Source organism: Cryobacterium sp. TmT2-59, from assembly GCF_004403545.1.
Taxonomy (GTDB): domain Bacteria; phylum Actinomycetota; class Actinomycetes; order Actinomycetales; family Microbacteriaceae; genus Cryobacterium; species Cryobacterium shii.
On sequence record NZ_SOGM01000098.1, the window covers coordinates 25614 to 49917 of the forward strand.

At 63.9% G+C, this 24304-nt stretch carries 18 protein-coding genes and 3 pseudogenes; 13 read left to right on the plus strand and 8 right to left on the minus strand.

Annotated features, from left to right (window positions below; all coding sequences use genetic code 11):
* Positions 1–18: 18 nt before the first annotated feature.
* Together E3T24_RS15160 and E3T24_RS15165 are read left to right on the plus strand one after the other, a co-directional pair.
* The gene (locus E3T24_RS15160) at positions 19–657 is read left to right on the plus strand and encodes a flavodoxin family protein (RefSeq protein ID WP_134434817.1); all 639 of its coding nucleotides are present in this window, start codon (positions 19–21) and stop codon (positions 655–657) included.
* Positions 658–724: 67 nt separating this feature from the next.
* Complete coding sequence (locus E3T24_RS15165; protein WP_134434818.1) at positions 725–973, plus strand: hypothetical protein; 249 nt, start codon at positions 725–727, stop codon at positions 971–973.
* Positions 974–1083: 110 nt separating this feature from the next.
* Here the strand turns inward: E3T24_RS15165 and E3T24_RS15170 are convergent, their stop codons facing one another.
* Positions 1084–1989, minus strand: coding sequence for a LysR family transcriptional regulator (locus E3T24_RS15170; RefSeq protein WP_134434819.1), 906 nt, complete (start codon positions 1987–1989; stop codon positions 1084–1086).
* Between the two features lie 139 nt (positions 1990–2128).
* Between E3T24_RS15170 and E3T24_RS15175 the strand changes: the two genes are divergently transcribed.
* Entirely contained in the window at positions 2129–3571 is a 1443-nt protein-coding gene (locus E3T24_RS15175; protein ID WP_134434820.1) for an MFS transporter, read from the plus strand.
* 247 nt (positions 3572–3818) lie between these two features.
* Positions 3819–3944: pseudogene (locus E3T24_RS18090) on the plus strand (helix-turn-helix domain-containing protein); the annotation flags it as partial.
* 282 nt (positions 3945–4226) lie between these two features.
* Here the strand turns inward: E3T24_RS18090 and E3T24_RS15185 are convergent.
* Positions 4227–5072: a hypothetical protein gene (locus tag E3T24_RS15185; RefSeq protein ID WP_134434821.1), complete on the minus strand. Its 846-nt coding sequence runs from the start codon at positions 5070–5072 to the stop codon at positions 4227–4229.
* Positions 5069–6082 carry a type II CAAX endopeptidase family protein gene (locus E3T24_RS15190; protein WP_134434822.1) on the minus strand — a complete coding sequence of 338 codons (1014 nt, stop codon included), beginning with the start codon at positions 6080–6082 and terminating at the stop codon, positions 5069–5071. Before E3T24_RS15190 ends, E3T24_RS15185 begins: the two co-directional genes overlap by 4 nt.
* A 183-nt stretch (positions 6083–6265) precedes the next feature.
* On the opposite strand from E3T24_RS15190, the gene E3T24_RS15195 reads away from it, so the two are divergent.
* The 5 genes from E3T24_RS15195 (at position 6266) to E3T24_RS17695 (ending at position 12217) form a co-directional block, all read left to right on the plus strand.
* Positions 6266–6889, plus strand: a complete 624-nt coding sequence (locus tag E3T24_RS15195) for a TetR/AcrR family transcriptional regulator (protein WP_134434823.1) — start codon at positions 6266–6268, stop codon at positions 6887–6889.
* Between the two features lie 147 nt (positions 6890–7036).
* Entirely contained in the window at positions 7037–7891 is an 855-nt protein-coding gene (locus E3T24_RS15200; protein ID WP_134434824.1) for an ABC transporter ATP-binding protein, read from the plus strand.
* Positions 7892–8004: 113 nt separating this feature from the next.
* Entirely contained in the window at positions 8005–10455 is a 2451-nt protein-coding gene (locus tag E3T24_RS15205) for an FtsX-like permease family protein (RefSeq protein ID WP_347232664.1), read from the plus strand.
* 117 nt (positions 10456–10572) lie between these two features.
* Positions 10573–11736, plus strand: a complete 1164-nt coding sequence (locus tag E3T24_RS17690; RefSeq protein ID WP_198419684.1) for a DUF6544 family protein — start codon at positions 10573–10575, stop codon at positions 11734–11736.
* An 82-nt stretch (positions 11737–11818) separates the two neighbouring features.
* Positions 11819–12217, plus strand: a complete 399-nt coding sequence (locus E3T24_RS17695) for an ATP-binding protein (protein ID WP_198419685.1) — start codon at positions 11819–11821, stop codon at positions 12215–12217.
* Between the two features lie 257 nt (positions 12218–12474).
* Here the strand turns inward: E3T24_RS17695 and E3T24_RS15215 are convergent, their stop codons facing one another.
* On the minus strand, positions 12475–12774 hold the full coding sequence (locus E3T24_RS15215) for a thioredoxin family protein (protein WP_134434827.1): 300 nt from the start codon (positions 12772–12774) through the stop codon (positions 12475–12477).
* A 651-nt stretch (positions 12775–13425) separates the two neighbouring features.
* Between E3T24_RS15215 and E3T24_RS15220 the strand changes: the two genes are divergently transcribed.
* Positions 13426–13662 (plus strand): helix-turn-helix domain-containing protein, encoded by a 237-nt coding sequence (locus E3T24_RS15220; protein ID WP_134405618.1) that lies wholly within the window; start codon positions 13426–13428, stop codon positions 13660–13662.
* Between the two features lie 420 nt (positions 13663–14082).
* Here E3T24_RS15220 and E3T24_RS15225 read toward each other — a convergent pair whose 3' ends face one another.
* A complete protein-coding gene (locus E3T24_RS15225) occupies positions 14083–15456 on the minus strand; it encodes an amino acid permease (protein ID WP_134403112.1) in 1374 nt (457 codons plus the stop codon).
* Between the two features lie 49 nt (positions 15457–15505).
* Positions 15506–17173: an amidohydrolase gene (locus tag E3T24_RS15230; RefSeq protein WP_241976124.1), complete on the minus strand. Its 1668-nt coding sequence runs from the start codon at positions 17171–17173 to the stop codon at positions 15506–15508.
* Between the two features lie 114 nt (positions 17174–17287).
* Between E3T24_RS15230 and E3T24_RS15235 the strand changes: the two genes are divergently transcribed.
* The 3 genes and pseudogenes from E3T24_RS15235 to E3T24_RS18095 all read left to right on the plus strand — a co-directional run.
* Positions 17288–17923 (plus strand): TetR/AcrR family transcriptional regulator C-terminal domain-containing protein, encoded by a 636-nt coding sequence (locus E3T24_RS15235; RefSeq protein ID WP_134365157.1) that lies wholly within the window; start codon positions 17288–17290, stop codon positions 17921–17923.
* Positions 17924–17980: 57 nt separating this feature from the next.
* Entirely contained in the window at positions 17981–18781 is an 801-nt protein-coding gene (locus E3T24_RS15240; RefSeq protein ID WP_134434828.1) for a carbon-nitrogen hydrolase family protein, read from the plus strand.
* A 201-nt stretch (positions 18782–18982) separates the two neighbouring features.
* Positions 18983–19114 (plus strand): annotated as a pseudogene (locus E3T24_RS18095) (recombinase family protein); the annotation flags it as partial.
* 131 nt (positions 19115–19245) lie between these two features.
* Here the strand turns inward: E3T24_RS18095 and E3T24_RS15250 are convergent.
* Together E3T24_RS15250 and mgtA are read right to left on the minus strand one after the other, a co-directional pair.
* Positions 19246–20417: pseudogene (locus E3T24_RS15250) on the minus strand (amino acid transporter); the annotation flags it as partial.
* 708 nt (positions 20418–21125) lie between these two features.
* A complete protein-coding gene (mgtA, locus tag E3T24_RS15260; protein WP_134434829.1) occupies positions 21126–23786 on the minus strand; it encodes a magnesium-translocating P-type ATPase in 2661 nt (886 codons plus the stop codon).
* Positions 23787–24304: the final 518 nt, after the last annotated feature.

Genomic DNA, 24304 nt, shown 5'->3' on the forward strand with positions numbered 1-24304 from the left:
AACAAAGGGAACAACATCATGTCAATTTCTCAATCTAAGAAGCAGATGGCGGTCGTTTACCACAGCGGTCACGGACGTACCGAGTACTTCGCACAGCGCGTCGTCGAAGGAGCCCGAAGTGTCGCAGGGTTAGAGGTCACGCTGTTGAATGTGGACGATCTTGTCGCCTCACCCATTGAACTGTGCACTTTCGACGGTATCGTCTGGGGCTCTCCTACCTACTTCGGTGGAGTCTCCGGACCCTTCAAATCGTTCATGGATTCCACATCGCCGAACTTTCGCGAACAGGACCTCAGAGGAAAGCTCGCGGCCGGATTCACCGTGTCCTCGCTTCCGTCTGGAGACAAACAATCGACCCTTCTCTCGATGGTGGTCTTCTCGATGCAGCACGGGATGCTGTGGGTTGGCAACCCGCAGATTATGAAGAACAGCATCAATGCAGTTTCGTATCAGGGTGCGGACCGACTTGGATCGTGGACCGGAGCAATGGCTCAGATAGACCATCGGGCCCCCGCCGATGCGTTCACTCAGGGAGATATTGAAACAGCAGTGTCCTTCGGTGAAAATTTCGCACGGACATTGAAAGACATCGCTGCACCCAGGGACGGGCAGTCCTTGGAGTTGGCCGAGCAGGGAGCGGGCGCGACGAATTCATAGTCAGCCACAGTCAAGGACCTTGCCCCGTCCATAACCAGTTAAACAGCAAACAGAAGGAAATATGTCCATGTCTCAGTCAGCTCAGAACAGTGCACCATCAGGCCCCCCGTCCGTCCACGTCCGGGCAGTTGTCACCTGGATTGCAATCTTCCCGCTCGTCACGCTGGGCTTCTTCGCGATCGCCCCGTTTGCGTCCGACTGGCCGCCAGTTCTCCGCGCCTTCGTCCTGTCGATTCTCATCGTTCCCGTCGCCGTCTACCTCGTGGTGCCCCAATTGATGCGTGCCTACAAGGCCCTCAGCACTGGGCGTGGCTAAACGCCAGAGCGGAGCAGGTGCTTCATTGCTACCTCTGCCGATCGGCCGCTTCGGCGGGTCCCTCCTTCGAGGGGGTGTCCGCGCCGACAGCGGTCATCGGCATTGCGGGCTTAGACGGGGCCGTCGACCTCCGCGCACGCGCTTCGCATGCAGGCCCGGAGCCATCGATGTGCTGGGTCTACGTTCAGCCTCGGATGCCAGAGCATCGAAACCTCGATGTCCGGTGTGGGGATCGGGAGCAGAAACATGGCCAGGTCGGCACGCAGGTTCCTGGTGTGTCGCTCGGGAACCGTTGCGATCAGATCTGACCCCCGGGCCAGGGCCAGTGCGGCTGCAAAGCCGCCGACGACGACGGTGATCTCTCGTTCCAGTCCGTACGTCTTGAGGGCTTCATCGACAGCTCCCCTTTCGAGACCGCGCCGTGAAACGCGGATGTGGCCACCGGACGCATATCGTTTGGGGGTGATTTTGCTCTGCATCACAGGGTGCCCCGGGCGGACGACGCCCACAAAGCGGTCCTTAAACAGTGGCTCAACATGAAGCTCATCCCTCATGCGCTGGTCTGCCACTCCGATTTCAAGGTCGACGGTACCGTCTCGCAGGGAAGCGGAATCCCTGTTGGTCTTCTGCATGAAGCGCAACCGCAGGCCCGGTGCCTTCTCGATGACTCGGCGGATGAGGTCGGGGCCAAAGCTCTCGACGAAACCATCGCTGGTCCGCAGAGTGAAGGTCGCAGACAGTGCACCGAGGTCGACCGTTTCAGGTGGGCCCAATAAGGCCTCTGCCTCACGCACAAGCTCTCCTACGCGCTCGCCCAACTCCAGCGCGTGGGGCGTGCGCACCAGCCCACGTCCGGCCCTGACCAACAAAGGATCGCCTGTGGTCCTGCGCAATCGGGCAAGCGCTCTGCTCATCGCCGAGGGGCTGAGCCTTAGCCTTTCGGCCGCCCGAGTGACATTGCCCTCCTGAAGCAGCACGTCCAGGGTAACCAAGAGATTCAAGTCGGGTCTTGCCATAGGGCGAGTCTCCCATGGACAGGCTATTTATGGCGTCGAATGCATTGATCAGTTGCGTTCTTTGCGTCTTCCGCCATGCTTATCGGCTGCTTTACTCTGATCGAGTCCATCCAGTAGTTGCAGGGAAGCAGAGTTCACAATGACAACAACGAACGTCAACCGAGACAAACCACTGCCCGGAACTCCGGGCGGAGCGCCGGCGTTCCGGTGGGCGATCCTCACCCTCTCGCTCTCTATGCTGCTGCCCGCGCTGAGCACAAGCATTGTCAATGTCGCCCTGCCGAGCTTGGCGGCGGGGTTCTCCGCGTCCTTCCAGGAAGTCCAGTGGATTGTCCTGGCCTACCTTCTTGCCATATCCACCCTGATTGTCGGTGTCGGTCGCCTCGGTGACATCGCAGGACGTCGACGCCTATTGCTGGCAGGGATCGCTGTCTTCACAGCGGCCACGTTCCTCTCCGGAGTGGCGCCGACCCTATGGCTCCTCATCGCTGCCCGCGCAGCTCAGGGCCTCGGCGCAGCCAGCATGATGGCGCTCAGTATGGCGTTCGTAGCTGAGACGGTCCCACCGTCACGGGTCGGGAGAGCCATGGGGTTGCTGGGGACGATGTCGGCGGTCGGCACCGCTCTCGGGCCGTCACTCGGTGGCGTCTTGATCGCCGGCTTCGGTTGGAGAGCAATCTTCTTCGTCACTGCGCCGCTGGGCCTCCTGACCTTCGTACTCGCGCGGCGGTACCTGCCGGCTGACGGCCCAACACTGAAGGCAGGGCGGTTCGGCTTCGATTATGTGGGGATGTTGCTGCTCGCACTCACGCTTGGGGCCTATTTGCTCGCCGTGACCCTCGAGCACGGCGTTTTCGGAACGTTGAGCCTGGCTTTGCTGCTGACTGCCGTGGTGGGGTTGGGCCTGTTTGTGCTCGTCGAGAGGCGAGCGACATCACCGTTGGTCCGGTTGGCGAACTTCCGTGTACCCGCGCTCAGCGCCGGCCTAGCGATGAGCGCACTCGTCTCGACCGTGATGATGACCACACTCGTGGTGGGCCCATTTCATCTCTCTCGTGCGCTCGGGGTCCAGACCGCGCTGATCGGACTCGTGATGTCGGCCGGTCCCGTCGTCGCCGCCCTAACCGGCGTCCCGGCCGGGCGGATGGTAGATCGTCTGGGCGCCCAGCGTGTGGTCTTCGTCGGGTTGATTGGCATGGTGGTTGGGTCGATTTCGATGTCTTTGGTGCCGGTATCGTTCGGCATCGCGGGGTACGTCACGTCTCTCGTCGTCATCACCGCCAGCTATGCGCTGTTTCAGACGGCCAACAACACCACCGTCATGACCGGCATCCGCTCTGACCAGCGCGGTGTGATCTCCGGCATGCTCAACCTGTCCCGCAATCTCGGCCTGCTCACCGGTGCATCGGTGATGGGCGCGGTCTTCGCCTTCGCATCAGGGGCAACGGATATCACCACTGCGGCTTCAGAGGATGTCGCCACCGGGACACGTTGGGCGTTTACGGTCGCAGCAGCGCTCATCACGGTTGCGCTTGGCGTCGCTGTAGGGAGCAGGAATCGTTCGTCTGATCGCAACGAATAAAGGTCCGCGGTCAACGGCGAGCTCTAGGTCTCGGCGCAACACTCCACCCAGATGTTTGACGACGGCCAGACGTGGGCGCAACAGAACCTTCAACCGCGAAGACGAGTATTGGAAACTCATCCTTGCCTAGATCAGACCGATCAATGCCGCGAAGCGCGTCGGGATTGGACGCACGACCGATCCCCGTCGGAGATCTCAACGTGGTGGGATCGCGCCGCTACGACTTGCTGAGGCAGACAGACACGATCGGTACCTGAGGCTCATCGAACGTGAGCGGATCGCTTTGTTCAGTCGAGAAGGTCACCCCATCCGGGACATCTCCAGGCGACTTGGCCGGTCACCATCGACGATCAGCCGCGAGCTCCATCGCAATATGCGCGAATGCACGACGCCGGGTAGGAACCGTGGGCGGACGAGGACGTATTCAGCGTCCCAAGTGTTCGGGGCAACCCATGGGCCGCTCGTGCCGGTCGAGTGGTTTCCCAGAGCCCTGAGCCACACATTCAGAATTGACGCGTGCACGTTTATGCACCGTTTATTGCGACGAGAACGGCCTAGGTGGGTCGAGGTGTGCCGATAGAATTAACTCCAAAATTGCAAGGAACCCCCGGTCAGATCGAGATCACTCGAGGCCAAGGCGCCTGAATCGAGACGTTCAGCGGGGCCGTCGGAAACCGTCGAGGGGGCGGACCTCTTCGGCGTCTGCGCGTAGTTGAGACAAGTCCAGGCGGCGCAGGTGTAGCCCGCCGAGCACTAGGAACACTGCCGAGAGCAGCGCTGCGGCGGCCAGCGCCGGCAGGTCCGGCGCGGTGCCGAACACGGGTTTGACCAGCTCGGCCAGTGCCAGCGAGAAGATGAGGGTGAAGCCCAGCACATACAGGGATGGCAGCAGCACAAGGCCGGCGCCCCGGTTGCGGAACACGAGCACAGCGAGGATCAGGAACGCGGGCATGATGAAGCCCAGGTCCAGGATGAAGATGGAGTACAGCGAGTCGATCTGGTCCCGGTCGCGCATGAGTGGGATCAGCATCGCTATCCAGAGTGGGTAAAACATCAGAGGCTGGAGTAGCGCGCCGACAGCGGAGACAACCCGCAGCCCCCGCGGCATCGTTGCCCGCGTCATCACCTCTCGCCGCAGGCTGGCCGTGCCGTAGACCACGCTCCAGAACGCCAGGGTGAAGATCGCCAGGTAGACCAGGTAGAAGCCGTTGTAGGCCCGCTCGATCACGTAGATGCCGTACGCGTAGAAGAGGTAGCCGAGCAGGCCGAGCGCGAGTAGCTGCTGCCGGCGCCGATTGGGACGGGCGAGCGCGGCGAGCACGAGCAGGCCGATCCCGGCGAGCACCGAGATGATGTCCTGTGAGAGCGCCCCCGGAAGCAGCGTCTCGGCGACGAGTCCGGTGTAAAGGCTCGGGTTCAGGATGCCGGCGACTGCGGCGGCGATAGCCGTCCCTCCTGTCACAACCCAGAGCAGCCGGTTCAGCCCGAGGTTCGCGATCATGTTTGCTCCCTGGTTGTACCCGGGCTCTTCGTCACGTTCGACTGCCCGGACGGCGATGGCCACCGGTTGGTCGCGACGGTCGCTCCCTCGACCAGTCTGTCTTTGCTGGTCGGGACGTGCTCGGGAGTGAACTGTTTGGTGGCGATGAGGACCACAACGAGAACCAGAGGCACGATCCATCCGGACCACCCAAGAATAGTGGCCTGAGTCGTGTCGATTGACTCACCGGCGGCGGCGAAGACGAGAGAGAATCCGGCGGCGGCGTTGAACGCGCCGTGGGCCAGGGCTGCCGGCCAGACGGAGTCGGAGCGCAGTCGGAGCCATCCGAAGACCGCGCCGACAACGGTGCACATGCCGATCATCATGGTCAGGCCCAGCCAGCCCGGGGCTCCCGGATAGTTGTAGCCGAGCAGGATGAGTGGGGCATGCCACAACCCCCAGATCACGCCCGAGAGCAGTAGCGCCGGCACGGTCCCGAGTCGCATGAGCTTGGGCAGAAGCCAGCCGCGCCAGCCGAGCTCCTCACCGAGCGCCGGAACCAGATTGATGAACGCCCCGACCAGCACGTTGATGAATTGGAGTCCGACCAGGACGCCGATCGGGATCGGGAGTGCGGATGCGCCCGCCGACTTCATTTGGGCATCGAGCATTTCCTGGAAGGCCGAGAACGTCACGAAGTCGGCGGGATAGACGCCCAGCACAGCGCCGACGGGGAGTGCGACGAGAATGAGGGCCACGGGAACGGTGAGGCCGAGCGCGAGGTAGCCGATGAGGCGACCGGCCGGCTTCAGCGGCCACAATCCGAGCACCCGGGCCTTGTTTCGGGGTCGTTCCAAGACGAAAACGACGATGATCGCGGCGATCGCCGGCGTGAACATCATGGCCAGTGCGACCACCGCGAACAGTGGGTCAGCGAGTCCGTCACCCAGCCAGAGAGGCAGTGATATCAGCCAGGAGAGCCCGAAGGCGATCAGCAGAAAGACGAATATTGACAGTGCGTTCTTGGTCATGACTGACCCTTCGTTGTTGCATCGCCTCGACCGGCCTAAGTTGGCCTCGTCGTGCGGGGGTGCGGTGGTTATGCGGAGCAATCCCGAGCATAAACCATTACGGGCAGTTCCGTAACACCCAGTTGCGTAACCCCGCTGTCTCTGTTACGTTACTGATAATTACGTAACAGGAAGTTGGTTTCGATGTCCGAGTCGCAGATGGCGCCGCGCCGCCCCGGTGGTCGCGGCAGCGATATCGGTCGTCCCCGTGACCCGGACATGGATCAGGCCATCCTGCGGGCGACGATTGAGTTGCTCTCCGAGGTCGGCTACGTCCGCGTTTCGGTGGCGGAGGTCGCCCGGCGGGCGGGGGTGAGCAAGCCGGCCATCTACCGGCGGTGGTCGCAAAAGTCCCAGCTTGTCGTCGAAGCGATGGTCACCCAAATGCGTCCCGGAAACGACAATGTTTCCGGCAGCGCCGCCGACGATTTGATTGCCTTGACCGACCAGTTGATCGACCTCTTGACCCTGACGCCCCTCGGCCGCGTGCTGCCTGGCCTGGTGGCAGAGATGGCCGCCGATCCGGTACTCGCCGCGAGCTACCGCAATCTGATCATCAAGCCGAATGTGCGGCACTGGCACGCGGCCATCGATCGCGGAATCGCCTCCGGCGAGCTCGCGGGCGATACCGATGTCGATTTCGTGATCAACGCCCTCGTCGGCCCCCTGTATTTCAGCCTCCTGATCACGGGAGAGCCCATCGCGGCCGGCTACGCACGTGCGGCCGTCGACCTTGTCTTCGCCCGTGACAAAACCGCTTCCAGCTAGTACCCGCACGTCGGCGCCTGTTCGGCTTCACGCCTTCAGTTGACCGCAGCGTTCGAACGCGCCCGCGCCGCCCAGCGCCCGCGCCGATCGAACGCGCTCACCGTACGATCAGTTTCCATCCCAGCTCCCCTTCCGACAGGAAAAATCATGACCGACAACCCCACCCCCCAACCCCTCCAGATTCGCTCCGCGACAGCCGTCCCCGGGTCGGCCATTGCGTCGGCGAGGGGACTGGTGAAGACCTATGGGCGGGGCGACACGGCGGTGCAGGCTTTGGCGGCTGTGGATGTTGATTTCGCTCGTGGTCAGCTGACAGCGATCATGGGCCCGTCCGGGTCGGGCAAGTCCACCCTCCTGCACTGCATGGCCGGGCTGGACACAATCACCTCCGGGACCGTGACGATTGACGGCGAAGACGTCGGCCGGATGAACCAGCGCCAACTGACGAAGCTGCGCCGCACCCGCCTGGGGTTCATCTTCCAGGCCTTCAACCTGGTTCCCACGCTCACCGCGGCGGAGAACATCACATTGCCGCTGGACATTGCCCGTAAGCCGGTCGATCGTGCGCACTTCGACCAGGTCGTGGCCGCCGTGGGGCTTGAGTCCCGCCTGCACCATCGCCCCAGCGAGCTGTCTGGAGGTCAGCAGCAGCGAGTCGCTTGCGCCCGGGCGCTCGTCGCCAGACCCGCGGTGATCTTCGCCGATGAGCCCACCGGCAACCTCGACTCGAGGGCGGCCACCGAATTGCTGGGCTTTCTGCGCCGGTCCGTCGACGACCTGGGCCAAAGTGTCGTCATGGTCACCCATGACCCCCGCACGGCCACCTATGCTCACCGAGTTCTCTTCTTGGCCGATGGCGGGCTCGTTGGCGAGTTGGTCAACCCCACACAGGCATCCGTGCTCGAGGTGCTCGGCAGCCTCGACGCTGCACCCACTGCGGACAAAGGCAACGCCGACAACGACGCCGACGATTCTGCAGTGCTTCTCCCGGTGCGTGTCTGATGCGCCGCGTGGCGTTGCGAGGACTGCGTGCGCATCTCGTGCGATTCGTCTTGTCGGTTCTGGCTGTCGCGCTGGGGGTCGCCTTCGTGGCCGGCACTTTCTCCTTGCGCACAATGATGTCTTCCACATTCTCCGGGATCGTGGACTCGACCCTGCTCGGTGACGCCTACGTTCGCGGATCCGAACCTGCGCTCGGGCGCAGCATAACCGGCACAGCCGGCGAAACCCGCAATACCGTGCCGGCCGCTCTCGCCGATCGGATCGCCGCAGTGCGCGGTGTCGATCAGGCGTTCGCCGAGATTTCCGGCCCGATCGTCCTCGTCGGGAAAGACGGCACCGCGGTCCAGAGCACCCAGTCGCCCAGCTTCGGGGTGGCGCTGTATCCCGACGACACCACGGTCACGGTTGCCTCCGGTCGCGCCCCCAGTGGACCGACCGAGATCGGCCTCGAGTCCGCAACCCTGACATCATCCGGCTTGTCGGTGGGAGACCAGACCCAGGTCGTTGTGGCCGGTGAAATTCGCACTGTGCAGATCACCGGAAAAATCTCTATGGGAACCGCATTGGCCGGGGCCACAGTCGTGTACCTCGACGTTGCGACCGCGACGACGGTCTATGCCCCGGACGGTATGGTGTCCACGATCGCCGTGTATGCACACCCGGACGTGACCGAAGCCAGCCTGGTCGCGAACCTGGCCCCGGTGCTTTCGCGCGATCAGACGGCCGTGGCCGAGGCCCTCACCGGCGACGCGATGCGAGCCGAGGCGCGCACGGACATCGAAGCTCAGCTTGGGTTCGTGCAGGCGTTCATGCTGGTGTTCGCAGGCATCTCGCTCTTTGTCGGGGCCTTCATCATCTCGAACACGTTCTCCATGCTGGTGCGTCAGCGCACTCGCGAGTTCGCCCTGTTACGCGCCGTCGGAGCGTCGCCGACCCAGGTGTTCGCGTCCATCCTGACTCAGGCCGCCGTTGTGGGTCTGCTCGGGTCCGCCCTGGGCATCGCCGGGGGCCTCGGCCTGGTCTCGCTGCTTCGAATCGGCTTCGATCAGGTCGGCATGGACCTGTCAGGATCTATCCCGCTTGACGCTCCGACCGTGATCGTCTCGTTGCTTGTCGGCACCGTCGTGGCCGTCGTGGCGGCCGCCCTGCCGGCCCGCCGCGCAGCCCTCACCCCGCCGGTCGAGGCGATGCGCGAGGCGACTGCGACCGAAAGGTCTCTACTTGTGCGCACTCTCATCGGCGGTGTCCTCACCACCTTCGGTGCGGCGGGGCTCATCAGTGCGCAGCTCGCGCCCGACATCAACGGGTCAGCCCTGGTCGGCGTCGGCGCGGGGCTGCTCGCCCTCGGCACGCTGCTTCTGGCCCCGTTCCTCGTCCGCCATTGCCTGGGGGTGCTCGCCGCGGTGTTCGTCGCCGCAGTCAGGCCTCTGGGCAGCTTGGCCCGCGCAAATGTCGCCCGCAACCCGAGACGCACCGCGAACACCGCCAGTGCGCTGATGATCGGCATGGCACTGGTCGGGGCCGCCTCGGTCCTGGCTGCTTCGGCCACGGTCTCCACCCGCGCGATCGTCGACGACGGCTGGACGTCGGACTTCTCCATTCAGTCGACTACCGGTGTGCCCCTCGGCGCGGTGGCGGATGTCCGTGCCCTGGACACTGTCGGCGCGATGGACGTGCTCGCCTACGGCCCCACCGTCGTCGCCGGCCCGGGGGAGAGGGCAGGCACGCAGGATGCCTCGTTTGCCGTCGGAATCCCTGCCGAGGCGTTCGGGCGCACCATCGACCTCGATGTCGTGGAAGGTTCCCTTGACACCCTTGCCAACGGCGCAGTCGCGGTGAAGGCGGCGACCGCGAAGGAACGCGGCTGGTCTCTCGGTGACACAGTGACGTTCGCCTCCGCCGCCGGTTCCGAGTCGGCGTCGGCGCGGGTGGGTGCCATCATCGACTCGAACCTTGTCAGAGTCCCCATCGTCATGTCCGACCGGCTTCTCGCCCAAGTCGTTCCCCCGGATCAGGTGACCATCGAGTTTCTGCTCGTCAACGCTGCTCCTGACGTGACTGCGGCGACGCTGCGCGCCGACCTGGTCAAGGCGGTCGGACCATATGTGGTGCTCTCGGTATCAGACAAGGGTGACTTTGCGGACGACCTTGCGGGCCAGGTCAACCAGATTCTGGTGATTCTCTATGCGCTCCTCGCGCTCTCGATCATCATCGCCATCCTGGGCATCGTCAACACCCTGGCTCTGTCGGTGATCGAGCGCACCCGTGAGATCGGCCTCATGCGCGCCGTCGGCCTCGGCCGGCTCCAACTGGCCGGAATCATCACCATCGAGAGCGTCCTGACGGCCCTGTTCGGCACCGTCGTCGGCATTGTTCTCGGCGTCGCCGTTGCAGCAGTGATGCCGACCGTATTCAACGGGGTCGGCCTGACCACGCTGGCCATTCCCTGGGCGCAGCTGGCCGGAATGCTCGGCCTGGCTGTCGTCGTCGGCGTGCTCGCCGCACTATGGCCAGCGTCCCGGGCCGCCCGACTGCCCGTTCTCGACGCCGTCGCATCCGACTGAGTCACCACCACCACACCCGCGCAACTCAACCCACTGAAAACGAAGGCACACCATGTCAGCCACGCGCACGGACCGCGTCGAAAACTCACGTCCCCGACAGATTCGAGAGGCGACCCCATGAGAGCCCTTCTGCGGTGGTTCGTCGCTGTCGTGCTCGTCGGGCACGGTCTCATCCATCTGCTCGGCGCAGCCAAAGGGTTTGGCTGGGCGGAGGTGGCTGCTCTAACCGAACCGATCGAACCGGCGATCGGCGTGGTCTGGTTGACCGCCGCGATCGTCGTCGTAGCGACCGGGGTACTGCTCGCAGCCCGCAATCGCATGTGGTGGGTCGCCGGCGCCGCCGGCGTCGTGATCTCACAGACCGCAATCCTCACCTCGTGGAGCGACGCCAGAACAGGTTCGCTGGCCAACATCCTGCTGCTGGCCGCTCTGGGATACGCCTTCCTGTCCCACGGCCCAACGAGTTACCGGGCCGAGTACCGGCGTCGCGTCCAGGCCGCGCTCAGCGAATCCCCACCGCGCGCAGGCGTGGCCCTGACCGAAGCCGACCTGGCCCACCTGCCAGGGTTGGTCGCCGAGCACGTACGGCGCTCCGGGGCCGTCGGTCAACCCCGGGTGACCGCTCTGCGCGCCAATATTCATGGCCGAATACGTGCCAGTGCGACGTCGCGGTGGATGACCTACACCGGCGAGCAGGTCAATACCTTCGGGCCCGCGCCCAGCCGGTTGTTCTGGATGGACGCCACGATGTTCGGCCTGCCGGTCGATGTCCTGCACGTCTTCGTCGGGCGCACCGCCACCATGCGCGTCAAGCTGTGCTCGGTGCTGCGGATGGTGAACGCCGCGGGGCCTGAGATGGACCGGGCCGAAACGGTGACACTGTTCAACGACCTCTGCATCCTCGCCCCCGCGGCGCTCATTGACGCACCCATCGTCTGGCATACCCTCGACGACAGCCATGTCCGCGGTGTGTTCACACACGGTGCGCAGACCGTGACCGCCGACCTGACCTTCCGTGATGGCGACCTCGTCGACTTCATCTCCGACGATCGGATGAGCACCGCCGCAGACGGCTCGACCTTGACCCCTCAAACCTGGTCGACACCCCTGAGCGACTATCGATCCTTCGGCACCCGGCGGCTCGCCACCCGCGGGGAAGGCCGTTGGCACCCCACAGCTCCACAGGACGAATTCGTCTACCTCGAATACAACCTCGACACCATCACCTACACGCTCTCCGCCACAGCTGGCGGCGCATCAGCCCGAGTTTCAGGGCCTTGACCCGTATCCAGTCGATGCGGACCTGGCCGATCTTGCTCGCCGCACGGCCGACCGGCTCGCGCCGCAATTCGAAGATTCGGGCGTGGCGTTGACACTGAACGTCGACACGTCGCTGCTCGTGCACGTGGACCCGGACCGGATCGCCCAGGTTCCGACCAACCTTTTCGGCAACGCCCTGCGTGCCACCCCCGCGGGCGGTGCCGTCACGATCACGGCCCGTGGCGCCAACGGCCGTGGTGAGGGTGTCGTGGTCGATACGGGAGTGGGCCTGGCCGAGGAAGACACGGAGCGTGACTTCGAGCGTTTTTACCGGGTGCCAGGCCAGGCCCGCCGCTCCGCCGGATCGGGGATTGGTCTCACGATCGCCCGTGAGATAGCGCGTGCGCACGGCGGGGACGTGACGGTCTCATCGGCAGGGACGGGACGGGGAGCCCGCTTCGCGGTCGTGGTGCCCCTGCGTTCCAACGCCAGATCAGACTGACCCTGCTGTCTCCTTCCCGGCTCCATCAGCCAATGTGGTGGCCGTTGTGCTCTCGGGCTGTGGCGGGAGGTGCAGCCGCTTGAGCAGCAGCGCATTGTCGCCGGAGAGGGTGTGTGACGGTCTGCATGGATAAGCTGTTTCCATTTGGTGTGGACCGACTGGGATGCGTGCAGGTTCTCACGGTGCTCTGGCTCAGAGCGTGGTGCCGGCCATTCTGGCGCCGATTGCGACCAGGTGATATTCCTGGCGGATGCCACTCATGCTGCGCCGATCGCTTTGCGCAGTTGTTCCAATGTCGGGGCGCCGGCAACCCCGACGGGGGTGGCATAAATACGGCAGGCGAGTCCCGCCGCGGTCAACGGGGCCGGAAAGAGGTCCCGTCCGTCGACCAGGATGCTCGGCGACCCACGAAATCCGATCGTTTCCGCGTCCTCCACGCTCTCGACCAACTGCCGGTTTACGATGACGCCGGGGTTCTCTGCCGCGACGACCGCGAGGCGCTCGGCCGCGATCGTCCAATTCGGGCATCCGTCGAAGTACTGCAATGTGATTTCCATGACTTCACGGTAAACGTTGCACCACGCTGCAAGGTCAAGTGGCGGATTGGAATTTTGGACTGCGCATGGTGAATGGCGTGACGCTTGTGGATTTGGTCGGGATGGTGATCCTCGTGCGCCTCGTACCGCGGCTCACTGGCCAGGGTCGAGCCGCTCGCAACAGCGAATGTGACCTTTAAAGTGGCGTCCTCTAAAGCGCTTCTCCCGGCGGCAAAGTTCTGAGAGTCACCGCGAAGGTCGGTCGAGTCGCAGGGGGGGTCCCGGCTCAACACTCCAGACTTGACGCGCGCACGTTTATGCACCGTTTATTGCGTCGAGACCGGACTAGGTGGGTCGAGGTGTGCCGATAGAATTAGCACCGAAATTGCAAGGAACTCCCGGTCAGATCGAGATCAGACGAGGCCAAGACGCCTGAATCGAGACGTTCAGCGGGCCCGTCGAAATCCGTCGGTCCTGGGTTCAAGTCCCAGCCGCCCTACACTGAAACATCGATTGACCAAGGTTTCTTGTCCAAGCAGACAGGACAGAGACTTGATGCGCTTAACGCTTATTCAACGAATATTCATCGAGACCCGTTGGACGGGGGACTCTGCCGGCGCGGCGCACGACGCGTATCGGCCCATCTGGGTTGGCCTGGAACACCTACGGGTCATGAACACCGAACGTCTTTCCCTACTGGGTCTCGAGCTCCTGCTCACGACCAGCGAGCTCGCTGATTATCTGGGGGTGCAAGTGCAGGCCATCTACGATCTGCGCACCGACGGGCGGGGCCCGTCCGGCCTTCGTGTCGGTTGGGAAATCCGGTACCGCGTCTCTGACGTCCTCTGCTGGTTGGACGATCTTCATGAGCCCTCAGGCAGCGTGAGAACCGGTGAGGGAGCTCGCTGATGGCCGGCCGGCCGCGACTGCCGACAAGTACGTTTGGCGCCATCAAAACGGCCGAGGTCGGCACGGGTCACTACCGGGCATGGACCCGCTTCCGTGACTGGGACGGCCAGACGCGCCAGGTCACGGCCACCGGGTCGAGCCATGACGGGCTTCGCTGCCCGGTCACGTCCCGCTGGGGGTGCGGTACGCGGTGCGCCCGAGTGCGACCTGCAACCTCAAGCCGATACCTGGCCCAGCCACGCTCCTTAGCGTGGCTGGGCGGGGACCTTTGGCCGAGCAACAGCCCGTTCGCAGTTTCGCAAACGAGACCCTTGCCCGCTCGAGGGAGCCCCCCTCGGGGCTCAATTTGAGGGGCGTGCCGGTTGGTGTCCGGTGCCCACTCTTCGCCTTGGCGCACGCTCTCAGAGCGCCTCGCCCTGGTTACTCCTTCAGATCGAGCATGGGGGTAGGCCGGCGGAAGCCGCGGGTCAAGACGAGCAGGTACACAAAGCCCACGGCCAGCCAAACGAGGCCCACGACGAGCGCGCGCGGCGACAGGCTGGTCCAGAGCCAGAACGTGAGCACAACGCCGATGGCCGGAACGATTAGGTAATTGAGCGTTTGCAGCCCTCCTCGCTTCCTCAGGCCGAAGAAGTGGTGCTTTATCACCGACAGGTTGACCGCGCTGAAAGCGATGAGTGCGCCAAAGCTGATCATCTCGGCCAAGAGCCCGAGGTCGATCACCACGGCAAGCAGCGACACGATTGAAACTGTCAAGATCGAAAGCACAGGTGTGTCGAAGCGCGCGCTGAGGCGACCGAAGATCCGCGACGGGAGGACACCATCTCGTCCCATAGCGAAGAGAATGCGGGCGACAGAGGCCTGCGAAGTCAGGGCGGAACCAGCCGCACCGGCGATATAAGCGGCGAGGAACAAGGTCGAAAGGAACGCACCGCCTGCCTGGGCGACCACGTCAAGAGCTGCGGAGTCCACGCTGGTAAAGGCGTGGCTCGGCAGGATGAGGTGGCTCACATATGCCAACCCGATGAAAGTCACTCCAGCAATGAGGGTGATGATCATGATTGCGCGGGGCAGGCTCTTCTTCGGATCGCGGGTCTCCTCGGCAAGCGTGGAGACGGAGTCGAAACCCAGAAACGATAGGCAGAGTACAGCAGCACCGGCGGCCAACGGCCCGAATCCGGGAGCCGTACCGTTCCCGACGAAGGGTGCGAGCAAATCGACGCTCGTTCCGCGCCCGATGGTTGCCGCCGCCACACCCACGAAGGCGACGATGAAGATCGCCTGCACGGCGATGACGACCACGTTCGCGCGGGCTACGGACGCGATCCCAACGATGTTGAGAATGGTCACGAGTGCGATCGAAGCCAGCACGAAGGTCCAAGCAGGAACGCTCGGAACGGCCGCATTCAAGTAGATCCCGATAACCACGTAATTGATCATGGGCAGGAACAAGTAGTCCAGCATGAGCGACCACCCGGTCAGGAAACCGACCGCTGGTCCGAAACTGCGCTGAGTGTAGGTGTACGCAGATCCGGCAAGCGGAAACGCACGTGCCATTTGGCCGTATGAACGCGCCGTGAAGACCATCGCAACCAAGGTGATCAGATACGCCAACGGCAGGCGCCCGCCGGTCATCTGAGTGACGATGCCGTAGGTGGTGAACACGGTGAGTGGCACCATGTAAACGAGGCCGAACAGCACAAGCGAGGGCACTCCCAGTACCCGGCGCAGTTGCCCCTGGCTGGTAGCGACTTCCGCCGAGGCGGCAGGTACAGCGGTGGACTCTGTCGTCATGGATCTTCTCTCTTCTTCTAGTGTTCGCGATTGTTTCGACCCACGGCATTCACCGCTGGAACGTCGGCGCACCTGCGAGGTAGGTGGCACGGATACCGGTCAATGGCAGTTCGGTGGGGCAAACCGTCCTGGGGTCCCGGGCGAGCCAAACCAGGTCTGCGCTGGCGCCCACGCGGATTTCGCCCCACGGCGCCTGCGTTCGCGCGGCACCGGCTTGACTGGCCACGCCGCTTGTGTAGGCGGCGAGGGCGGTTTCGGCGTCGAGCCGTTGCTCTGGCATCCAGCCACCTGCCGGTTCGCCGTCGATCGTGGCCCGGGAGACCGCGATGCCGATGCCCTCCAGGGGAGACGCCGACGAGCAGGGCCAGTCCGAACCGAATGCCAGCGTTGCCCCAGTTTCGACGAGAGTGCGCATCTGATACTGCCGATCCGTGCGCTCGAGCCCCAAGCGAGGGACCGTGAGTACAGTCATCAGAGCGTCCATCTGCGCCCAGAGCGGCTGCATCACAGCTATCACATCGAGTTCCTTGAACCGGGGGAGGTCATCCGCGGCCGCAAGTTGCACATGCGCGATCACCGGCCGGCGATCCGCTGGCCCGTTCACACGCCGGGCGAGCTCGATGGCGTCCAAGGCACGTCGAACGGCCGCGTCTCCTATCGCGTGGATATGAGCCTGGAACCCGGCTGCGTCGATTGCGGTGACTGAATCGGCGAGGTGTTCGGCCGTCCAAACGAGCATCCCGTGCCCATGCAGGCCGGAGCAGTACGGCTCGAGCAGCGCGCCAGTCTCATTCTCGACGACGCCGTCAGCGAAGAACTTCACGCTGTTCGCGGTGAGTAGGGGGTGCCCCAGAAGCTCGACCTGCCTCCGTGCTTCGATCATGGCGGGAAGCGAAGCGGGAAAGTGGCGCGGGTCAGCGAGCAGTGCGAGGTTGACCCGGGTCGACAGTGCACCGCGGCGCGCGGCCTCCAGGTAGACGACGACGTCGGCCGGCTCAACCCAGGCGTCCTGCACCCACGTCACTCCCAGCTCGGCGAAGTGCTTGGTCGCTCGGCGGAGCGCATCGATCTGCTCGTCGAAGCTGAAGCCGGGGCTGACGGTTGTGAGGAGTTCTATGGCCCCCCACTCCCGCAGAATGCCGAGCGGGCTCCCGTCCGCCCGTCTTGGGATCTCGCCGAGTTCCGGTTCCGGTGTGTTCGCGTCGATGCCGGCGCGTTCAAGGGCCAGCGAGTTGCACCAGACGGTGTGGTAGTCCCAGGCGCGCAGCATGACCGGTCGGTCGGAGAGTGCTTCATCCAGCCATCGTGCGTCGAACAAGCCGCCGGGTGTGAGGGATCCGTCGTAGGAAGCGCCGATGATCCACTCTTTCTGTGGGTGCTTTTCGGCATAGCGGCGCACCTCAGCGACGATCTCGGCGATACTCGTGCAGGCGCGCACGCTCGGCCCGTTTTCCTCGAGACCACCGAAGAGCGGATGGGCGTGCCCCTCTCCGAAGGAAGGCATCAGGAAGCCGCCATCGAGGTCGACGACCTCGAAGGTCGCTGGGGTGGGGGACAACAGGTTCTGGTGCATCAGTTCACGGGCGTCATCATCGAGGGCCGCGATACGCCCCTCGCTCACGAGCACGGCGGTTGCCTCGGGCACCCCCGCACCCAACCAGGCGGTTCCGCCGATGAAAAATGTCAGGGCGGGGTCGGGAGCAATCAGTTCTGACACGGTGAGTCTCCTTGATTCTCGCAGTGCGTTTTTTCGATACGAACGTTGTTCGTATTGAGTAGAGTATGGGTTCGGACTCCTCGGGGGAAGAACCAGTTTTCAGGGAGGTGCTCTGTGTCGCTGTCGAAACGACAGATTGTGATTGCCGCGCTCGAACTCGCGGAGAAGCAGGGCGCCGAACGGCTCACAATGCGCAGCCTCGCAGCGAACCTGGATCGACGGCCATCGTCGCTCTACAATCACATCTCCGGTCGGGATGATCTGATCGAAGGGATGCGGGCACTCGTCGTCGAGGAAATCGACACCTCCGTCTTCGCAGTCAAAGGTTGGGACGATGCCGTCATTGTCTGGGCTGAGTCCTACCTGTCTGCCTTTGCGGCGCGACCGAGCTGCATTCGCCTCTTGGCCACCACGCCCATCACCGATCCTTCCACGTTGCGCATGTACGACATCGTGGTGAGCGCCCTTGTGCGCGGCGGTTGGGCCGACGGTGACGCGGTCGCTGTCATGCGGACGATTGAGGCACTCGTGCTCGGTTCCGCGCTCGACGCGATCGCACCGAGTTCGTTGCTGTCACTGGATGCTGTTCCGTTAGAACTCGAGGCCCTCCGTCGATCACTCGAGCCAGGACACCGAGACCGTGCGGGGGCCCGGGCGGCGTTCGTGCTGGGGATGGAAGCGCTTGTCGAGGGTCTGCGCGTACGTCTTGCCGCCGAGCGATCCAGCTCCGGGCCTCCGGGCCAAACATGAAAATGACCACACGGTAACTAGTCCATGCGTGCATATAGCTCACACCGAAAGGTAGACATGAAACTCTCCATCGCTGGATTGCAGACCGCGGGTTCCCCAGGGAACGTCGCCTCCAATCTCGGAGAACTGAGGGCAGCGGCGAGAACAACGAAGGCGGGTGGGGGAGAGCTCCTGATCACCCCCGAACTCTTCCTCACTGGATACAACCTCGGCGACAAGCTGTTCGATTTGGCCAAGTTGGATCTGCTCATCAAGGTGCAAGAGATCGCGCGGGAGGAGGGTCTCGCGATGATCGTGGGGCTGCCAGAGTACGAGGAGGATCGCCTCTACAACTCAGTTGTCTTCCTGGACGAGGGCGGCGCGGTGCTCGGTCATTACCGCAAGACGCACCTGTTCGGCAGCCTCGACCGGGAGCTCTTCACCCGCGGCGAGCAGCTCGTATCCACTGTGGACTATCGAGGTGTTCGTCTAGCCATGCTCATTTGCTACGACGTTGAGTTCCCCGAGACCGTTCGCGCCGCGGCGTTGGCGGGAGCTCATGCGGTCATTGTTGCGACCGCGCAGATGACGCCGTTCAAATTCATCGCAGAGCAGCTCATTCCAGTGCGCGCCTGGGAAAACCAGATCTACATGGCCTACGTCAACCATGACGGAGAGGAAGGCGACCTCGCCTACGTCGGTCGCAGCTCGATTGTGGACCCCTATGCGAGGGTGCTCGACTCGATCGTGCACGGCACACGGATACTGACCGCGGTCATCGATACAGAAATCATCGACCAAGCTCGCCTCCGAAACCCGTATCTAAACGACCGTAGACCAGACCTCTACGACCCGTCGGCGTCAGCCCAAACCGTTTGATCCCTGTCGCACCAGACGGACTGAGAGAACTATTGGCTGCATTCTCCAAAGAGTCTAGAGCGGCCCACCGTCTGGGTCTGGGGACTTGATGCGCGCACGTTTATTCAACACCGGTTTGTGAGCTCGAGCGCATCCCGCTCGCTCATCTCCGAGATTCCAGGTATTGCCCCATTGCGTATTATCGTTTGAACGCCAGGCGCGAACACCGTGCATGACCTCACCGACCGGGGCACCGGTCCCAAGCTGCTCACCGGAGAGGGCGCAGCGATCGACACCACGATCGCATCCGGCAAGGTCCCCGGGATCTTCGCAGCTCTCGCCGAGTTCGAGCGGCCCTCCTCTCTGAGCGCACAGGAGTCCGAGGGATGCACCTCCAGGAAGATGATCGGTGAACCTGGCGGGATGTTACCGAACCGTCGCTCGTCACGGCTCTTGACCCGGTACTCGGCCTCGGTGTCTTCGTCGGGTTCGTGGGAAATGATACGGATGACGTCGTAGTCCTCAGCATCTGATGTCACAAAGTCGAGCGCGTGGGAATCCAACACTACGGAGGTCGCCCGCAGCTCGAAAGAGCGTCGCACCCGGGAGAGGATCGACGTGGTCATGATGGCGAGGATGAAGAGCGCAGCGATCCGCACGCTGTCCGGGCGTTCGATGACGTTGGCGATCGTCGTGTAGATAAGGATCAGCGCCGTGATGCCGAACCCGACTGCGCTCCAGCGTTGTCCCTTGCGCCGGGCGGAGAGGGTCACCGCGACGGCGGCCGAGGTCATCAGCACGAGCACTCCGGTGGCGTACGCGCCGCCCTGGGCGTCGACGCTCGCCTGGAAGGCGACAGTGATGAGGAAGGCAATCGCGGTGAAGACGAGCACAAGCGGTCGAACGGCCCGCGCCCACTGCGGCGCCATGCCGTACCGCGGCAGATATCGCGGCACGAGATTGAGCAGACCGGCCATCGCTGACGCACCGGCGAACCACAGGATGCAGATGGTGCTGGGGTCGTAGACGGACCCGAAAAACGGACCGAGGTACTCGTGAGCGAGATACGCAAGGGCGCGACCGTTGGCCGGTCCGCCGGGCTGGAAGTCCTTCTGTGGAATCAGCAGGGTCGTGACGAGACTGGACGTGATCAGGAAGCCACTCATGATCAGAGCCGCCGTGGTCAGGAGTCGCTTGGTGCCGCGGATCCGGCCCGCGGGGTCATCCTCGGTATCGGTCGCGTCCCCGGTCACTTGCGGCATCACTGCGACCTCGGTCTCGAATCCGGACAGGCCCAGGGCCAGCTTGGGGAAAACCAGCAGGGCGATGCCCACCATGACGAGCGGGTTTGCGTGTTGCTCGGTGAGTGCCGCCCACCAATCAGTAATCAAGTCGCGTGTTCGGCGACATGACCGATGGCCACCACGATCACCACCAGGTTGAGGAGCAGATAGACCGCGACGAGCACAACTGCGATACCGATGGCCTCTTTGAAGCCGAGGAGGAAGACGATGCTGAGGAGCGCGACGAGGAAGAGTGTGACCAGCACCTCCTGGCCCTGCATCCAGGACGGGGCGAACGGATTCTCGATAGCGTGCGCCGCGGCGTCTGCCGCGGACAGGGTGATGGTGATCATGAAGTCCGTGGCGGCGAAGCCTGAAGGCCGTTGCGAAGGTAGTCGACCGCCTCGTCGAAAGATTCCCTCATAGTCCGCGGCCCAGCTTCGGGCGGGCGGTCCTTGAAGAGCACAAGGCTTTGGATGGACGTCCGATCCGAGAATACGTGCCCGTGCTGGTTGAACACAGGGCCAAAGGACGGCTGCGCCTTCACGACGCAACAAAAACGTCATAGGCCTAGAGGTGAACGATGCGCGCGTGACGAGCGGTCAGGCAGCGGTGCTGTCGTTTCGCGCCTCGCGCCTCAGACGGGTGCGTGCAGCATGCTCAACTAAATTGGGTACGTAGGCACGAATAGGGTTTTCCGAGAGAGCACGATATCCCTCGCGGACGGTCTCAGTGATGTGATCTCGGGGCGTACCCGGGAAATGTTGCGAGAGCCGGTCAACCATTGGACCCACCGTAGTGGGGTCTTGCTCAATTGGGGTCACAAGCTGAGTCTGTCGCAAAGCCGGTTCATCGCCAAAGACCATGCCAAACGCCCCCGTAGACCGATTTGCGTGCTCCGCACTTTGTCGACACCGTTCGTCACGCCGAATCGACCTCGACGACGTAGTCGATGTGGGCGCATCCCTCATCGCGGGACCCGAGAACGATATTGCCGACCTCGAAATCCAGCGGTTCGACGGCGAGCTCTCGCGTGAAGTTCCGTCCCGCGGCCTAGATCCTGATTCCGCATGTGGCCGCCATCACGCTCGCGAACGAGGGCCGGAGCTAGCGGGCCGGAAGCCGCTTGCTCCGGAGTGCCCCACGCTGAAGGCGGCCGCTCGCCGGCCGATCCGGTGGCTGGGTGCTCTCCGGCGCTCTGGCACAGGCGGCGCGGCCACCCGGGCGTAGAAGAACAGTTTGGCGAATTCCACCAGCAGCAGGTAGACCACGATCAGACCGGCAAGTGCCAGGAAGAAGGGTGCCGGGAGCGGTGCGAAGCCGAGCAGGGGCCCGAGCGCTGAGAACGGCAGATACGCGCCGATGGCCACCACTCCGAACGCTGCCACAGTGAGCCCCGTCGACGGCCGGCTGCGCAGAAACGGTACTCGTCGGGTTCGGATCGAGAAAATGATCAGCGTCTGGGTGGCGATCGATTCAATGAACCAGCCCGACCGGAACTCGCCGGGTCCCGCGTTGAACACCAGAAGCATCAGGGCGAAGGTGGCGAAGTCGAAGAGTGAGCTGATGCCGCCGAAGAGCAGCATGAAGCGGCGGATGAACCCGATGTTCCAGTGCGCCGGCGCCCGAACCTGCTCCTCGTCTACACGGTCGCTGGGGATGGCGAGCTGGCCCGCGTCGTAGAGCAGATTGTTGAGCAGGATCTGTCCCGGCAGCATCGGCAGGAAACTCAAGAATACGGATGCCACGGCGGCGCTGAACATGTTCCCAAAGTTGCTGGACGTGCCCATGAGCACGTACTTGATGGTGTTGGCAAAGGTCCGTCGTCCCTCGACGACTCCATCCGCCAGCACGCCCAGGTCCTTCTCCAGGAGCACGATGTCGGCCGCGTCCTTGGCGACGTCGGTCGCGCTGTCCACCGAGATACCCACATCGGCGTCGTGCAGCGCCAGCGCATCGTTGACCCCGTCACCCAAGAACCCGACCGCCCTCCCGTTGGCGCGCAACATCCGGATCACCCGCGCCTTCTGCTCGGGCGAGACCCGGGCGAAGATGGTCGCCTGCTCGGCGGCCGGACCGAGCTCCGCGTCGGAGAGCCCATCGATCTGCACCCCAGTCAGGGTTCCACCGGAGATCACGCCGAGGTCGGCGCAGGCCCGCTCAGTGACCCGGGCATTGTCGCCCGTCGCAACTTTCACCGTGATTCCCAGCGCCTCGAGCCGATCCAGGGACTCGCGGGCATTCGCCTTCTGCTCGTCGGCGAAAAGAAGGAACCCGGCCAGAACCAGGTCGTGCTCATCGGCGATGCTGATCCGTTTCTGGCCCACGGCCGGGCGGCTGGCCACGGCGATGACGCGGGCACCGGAGTCGAACTGCTCGGCAAGCAGTGCGAGGGCCGCGTCGGAGGTGCCGATGCAGATACGCAGCAGGTCTTCCGGCGCACCCTTGGCTACCAGGCTGACCGTTCCCTCGCCGTCCCGGACCAGCACGCTGGTCATCCGCCGGTGGTGGTCGAACGGAGTCACGTCGAGGTGCGCGTAGCGCGATGGCTCGAACGCCGCGGCGGCGGGGGACTGCCAGAGGGCCGCGTCCAGCGGATTCTGGCCCACCGTGGAGACCTTGCCGCCGGTGAAGTCCGCCTCGGTCGCAACCAGCCCAAGCACGGCTACTTCCTCATCAGAGACCTCGGGACGAACCGACATGGTGCCGGTGAACCGGATGCGCCCCTCGGTCAGGGTGCCGGTCTTGTCCGTGACCAGAACATCCATGTCGCCCAGATCCTCAATGCAGACCAGTCGCTTCACGAGGACCCGGCGCTGGGCCAGACGTCGCGCACCTGTGGCCAGACTCGTGCTGACCACGGCGGGGAGAAGCTGCGGGGTGATCCCCACCGCGATGGCGAGAGAGAACAGCAGTGACTCGAGCAGCGGGCGCTGGAGCACCAAGTTGGCTAGGAAGATCAGGCTCGTCAGCACCACGGCCACGCGCACGAGGAGGAACGAGAAGCGCTTCAGCCCGAGCTGGAATTCAGTCTGGGGCTGCGTTTCCCCGAGCCCCAGGGCGATCCGCCCGAATTCGGCGCGTCCGCCCGTGGCCACGACGACGCCCATGCAGCTGCCAGTCTGAATCACGGTGCCCATGAGCACGCAGGAGGCCAGGTCGCCGGGAGCGGCATCTGCCGGCACTGGGGTCGGGTTCTTCTCGACCGGCAGCGACTCCCCGGTGAGAATGCTCTCGTCGCAGAGTAGATCCTCACTCCGCAGTACACGGATGTCCGCCGGCACGATCGAACCCAGCCCGAGATGCACCACGTCACCGGCGACCAGCTCCACCACGTCAATCTGCCGAGCGGCACCGTCCCGCACCACGACGGCGCGCCGCGACACCCGGGAGTGCAAGGATTCCACGGCCTGCTCGGCCCGGAACTCGTTAACGAACCCAAGCCCCACGCTCGCCACCAGGATGACGGCGATGACGATCGAGTTCGTGACATCGCCGAGGAAGAGCGAGAGGGCGGCGGTCAGGAACAACAGGATCAGGATGGGGCTGCGCAGTTGCCTCACGAGCACCGGCCACGCCCGGGCTGCGTGGGTGCGCACGGCGTTGGGGCCGAACTCCGTCAATCTTCGAGTCGCTTCGTCGTCGCTCAGGCCGTCCGGGGACGACCCCAGGTCGGCCAGCACCTGCTCCGGTGGGCGGCTGGCGAACCGGGCCAGAGCCTCCTGCATTGCCGGGTCTGGCATCTGAACGCCTCCGCCGGAGCCGTTGAATGGACCCCGCGGCCAGACTGGCTCATCTTCTGCAACGCGGCAAGTGTCCAGGTCGGTTTGAGGCGCGTGAAGGATTGCTTCCTGCGACAAATACCGGGCGACCGTGCTGACACAGCCCGGGCTGCCCAATGCACCGTTCATTGCGTCGAGGCCGGTTAGGTGGGTCAAGGTATTCCGCTAGATTCGTCTCAGAAATTGCAGGGGACTCCCGGTCAGATCGAGATCAGGAAAGGTCTAGACGCTTCGGTCGAGGCGTTCACTTGCGCCGTCGGAAACCGTCGGTCCCGCACTGTGTCGAGAAACTCCACCACTCAGCGGGACGTGACCCCTCACTTGCTCCTCCTCGCGCTCGTGGGGTGCATCATGGGTCTCATACTCGTGGACCCTACGTGTCAGGGTTGGGTGAGGCCAGCAGCTAACAGCAAGTCCGCCGCATGACGTAGGGCGAGAACCAGGAACCGATCCACCATGCCCAGCCCATCTTTGATCGC

What these genes read in the sequence shown, in the direction of transcription:
- E3T24_RS15160 (WP_134434817.1), top strand. Translation starts at nt 19, where the DNA reads ATGTCAATTTCTCAATCTAAGAAGCAGATGGCGGTCGTTTACCACAGC.
- E3T24_RS15165 (WP_134434818.1), top strand. Translation starts at nt 725, where the DNA reads ATGTCTCAGTCAGCTCAGAACAGTGCACCATCAGGCCCCCCGTCCGTC.
- E3T24_RS15170 (WP_134434819.1), bottom strand. Translation starts at nt 1,989, where the DNA reads ATGGCAAGACCCGACTTGAATCTCTTGGTTACCCTGGACGTGCTGCTT.
- E3T24_RS15175 (WP_134434820.1), top strand. Translation starts at nt 2,129, where the DNA reads ATGACAACAACGAACGTCAACCGAGACAAACCACTGCCCGGAACTCCG.
- E3T24_RS15185 (WP_134434821.1), bottom strand. Translation starts at nt 5,072, where the DNA reads ATGATCGCGAACCTCGGGCTGAACCGGCTGCTCTGGGTTGTGACAGGA.
- E3T24_RS15190 (WP_134434822.1), bottom strand. Translation starts at nt 6,082, where the DNA reads ATGACCAAGAACGCACTGTCAATATTCGTCTTTCTGCTGATCGCCTTC.
- E3T24_RS15195 (WP_134434823.1), top strand. Translation starts at nt 6,266, where the DNA reads ATGTCCGAGTCGCAGATGGCGCCGCGCCGCCCCGGTGGTCGCGGCAGC.
- E3T24_RS15200 (WP_134434824.1), top strand. Translation starts at nt 7,037, where the DNA reads ATGACCGACAACCCCACCCCCCAACCCCTCCAGATTCGCTCCGCGACA.
- E3T24_RS15205 (WP_347232664.1), top strand. Translation starts at nt 8,005, where the DNA reads ATGATGTCTTCCACATTCTCCGGGATCGTGGACTCGACCCTGCTCGGT.
- E3T24_RS17690 (WP_198419684.1), top strand. Translation starts at nt 10,573, where the DNA reads ATGAGAGCCCTTCTGCGGTGGTTCGTCGCTGTCGTGCTCGTCGGGCAC.
- E3T24_RS15215 (WP_134434827.1), bottom strand. Translation starts at nt 12,774, where the DNA reads ATGGAAATCACATTGCAGTACTTCGACGGATGCCCGAATTGGACGATC.
- E3T24_RS15220 (WP_134405618.1), top strand. Translation starts at nt 13,426, where the DNA reads ATGAACACCGAACGTCTTTCCCTACTGGGTCTCGAGCTCCTGCTCACG.
- E3T24_RS15225 (WP_134403112.1), bottom strand. Translation starts at nt 15,456, where the DNA reads ATGACGACAGAGTCCACCGCTGTACCTGCCGCCTCGGCGGAAGTCGCT.
- E3T24_RS15240 (WP_134434828.1), top strand. Translation starts at nt 17,981, where the DNA reads ATGAAACTCTCCATCGCTGGATTGCAGACCGCGGGTTCCCCAGGGAAC.
- mgtA (WP_134434829.1), bottom strand. Translation starts at nt 23,786, where the DNA reads ATGCCAGACCCGGCAATGCAGGAGGCTCTGGCCCGGTTCGCCAGCCGC.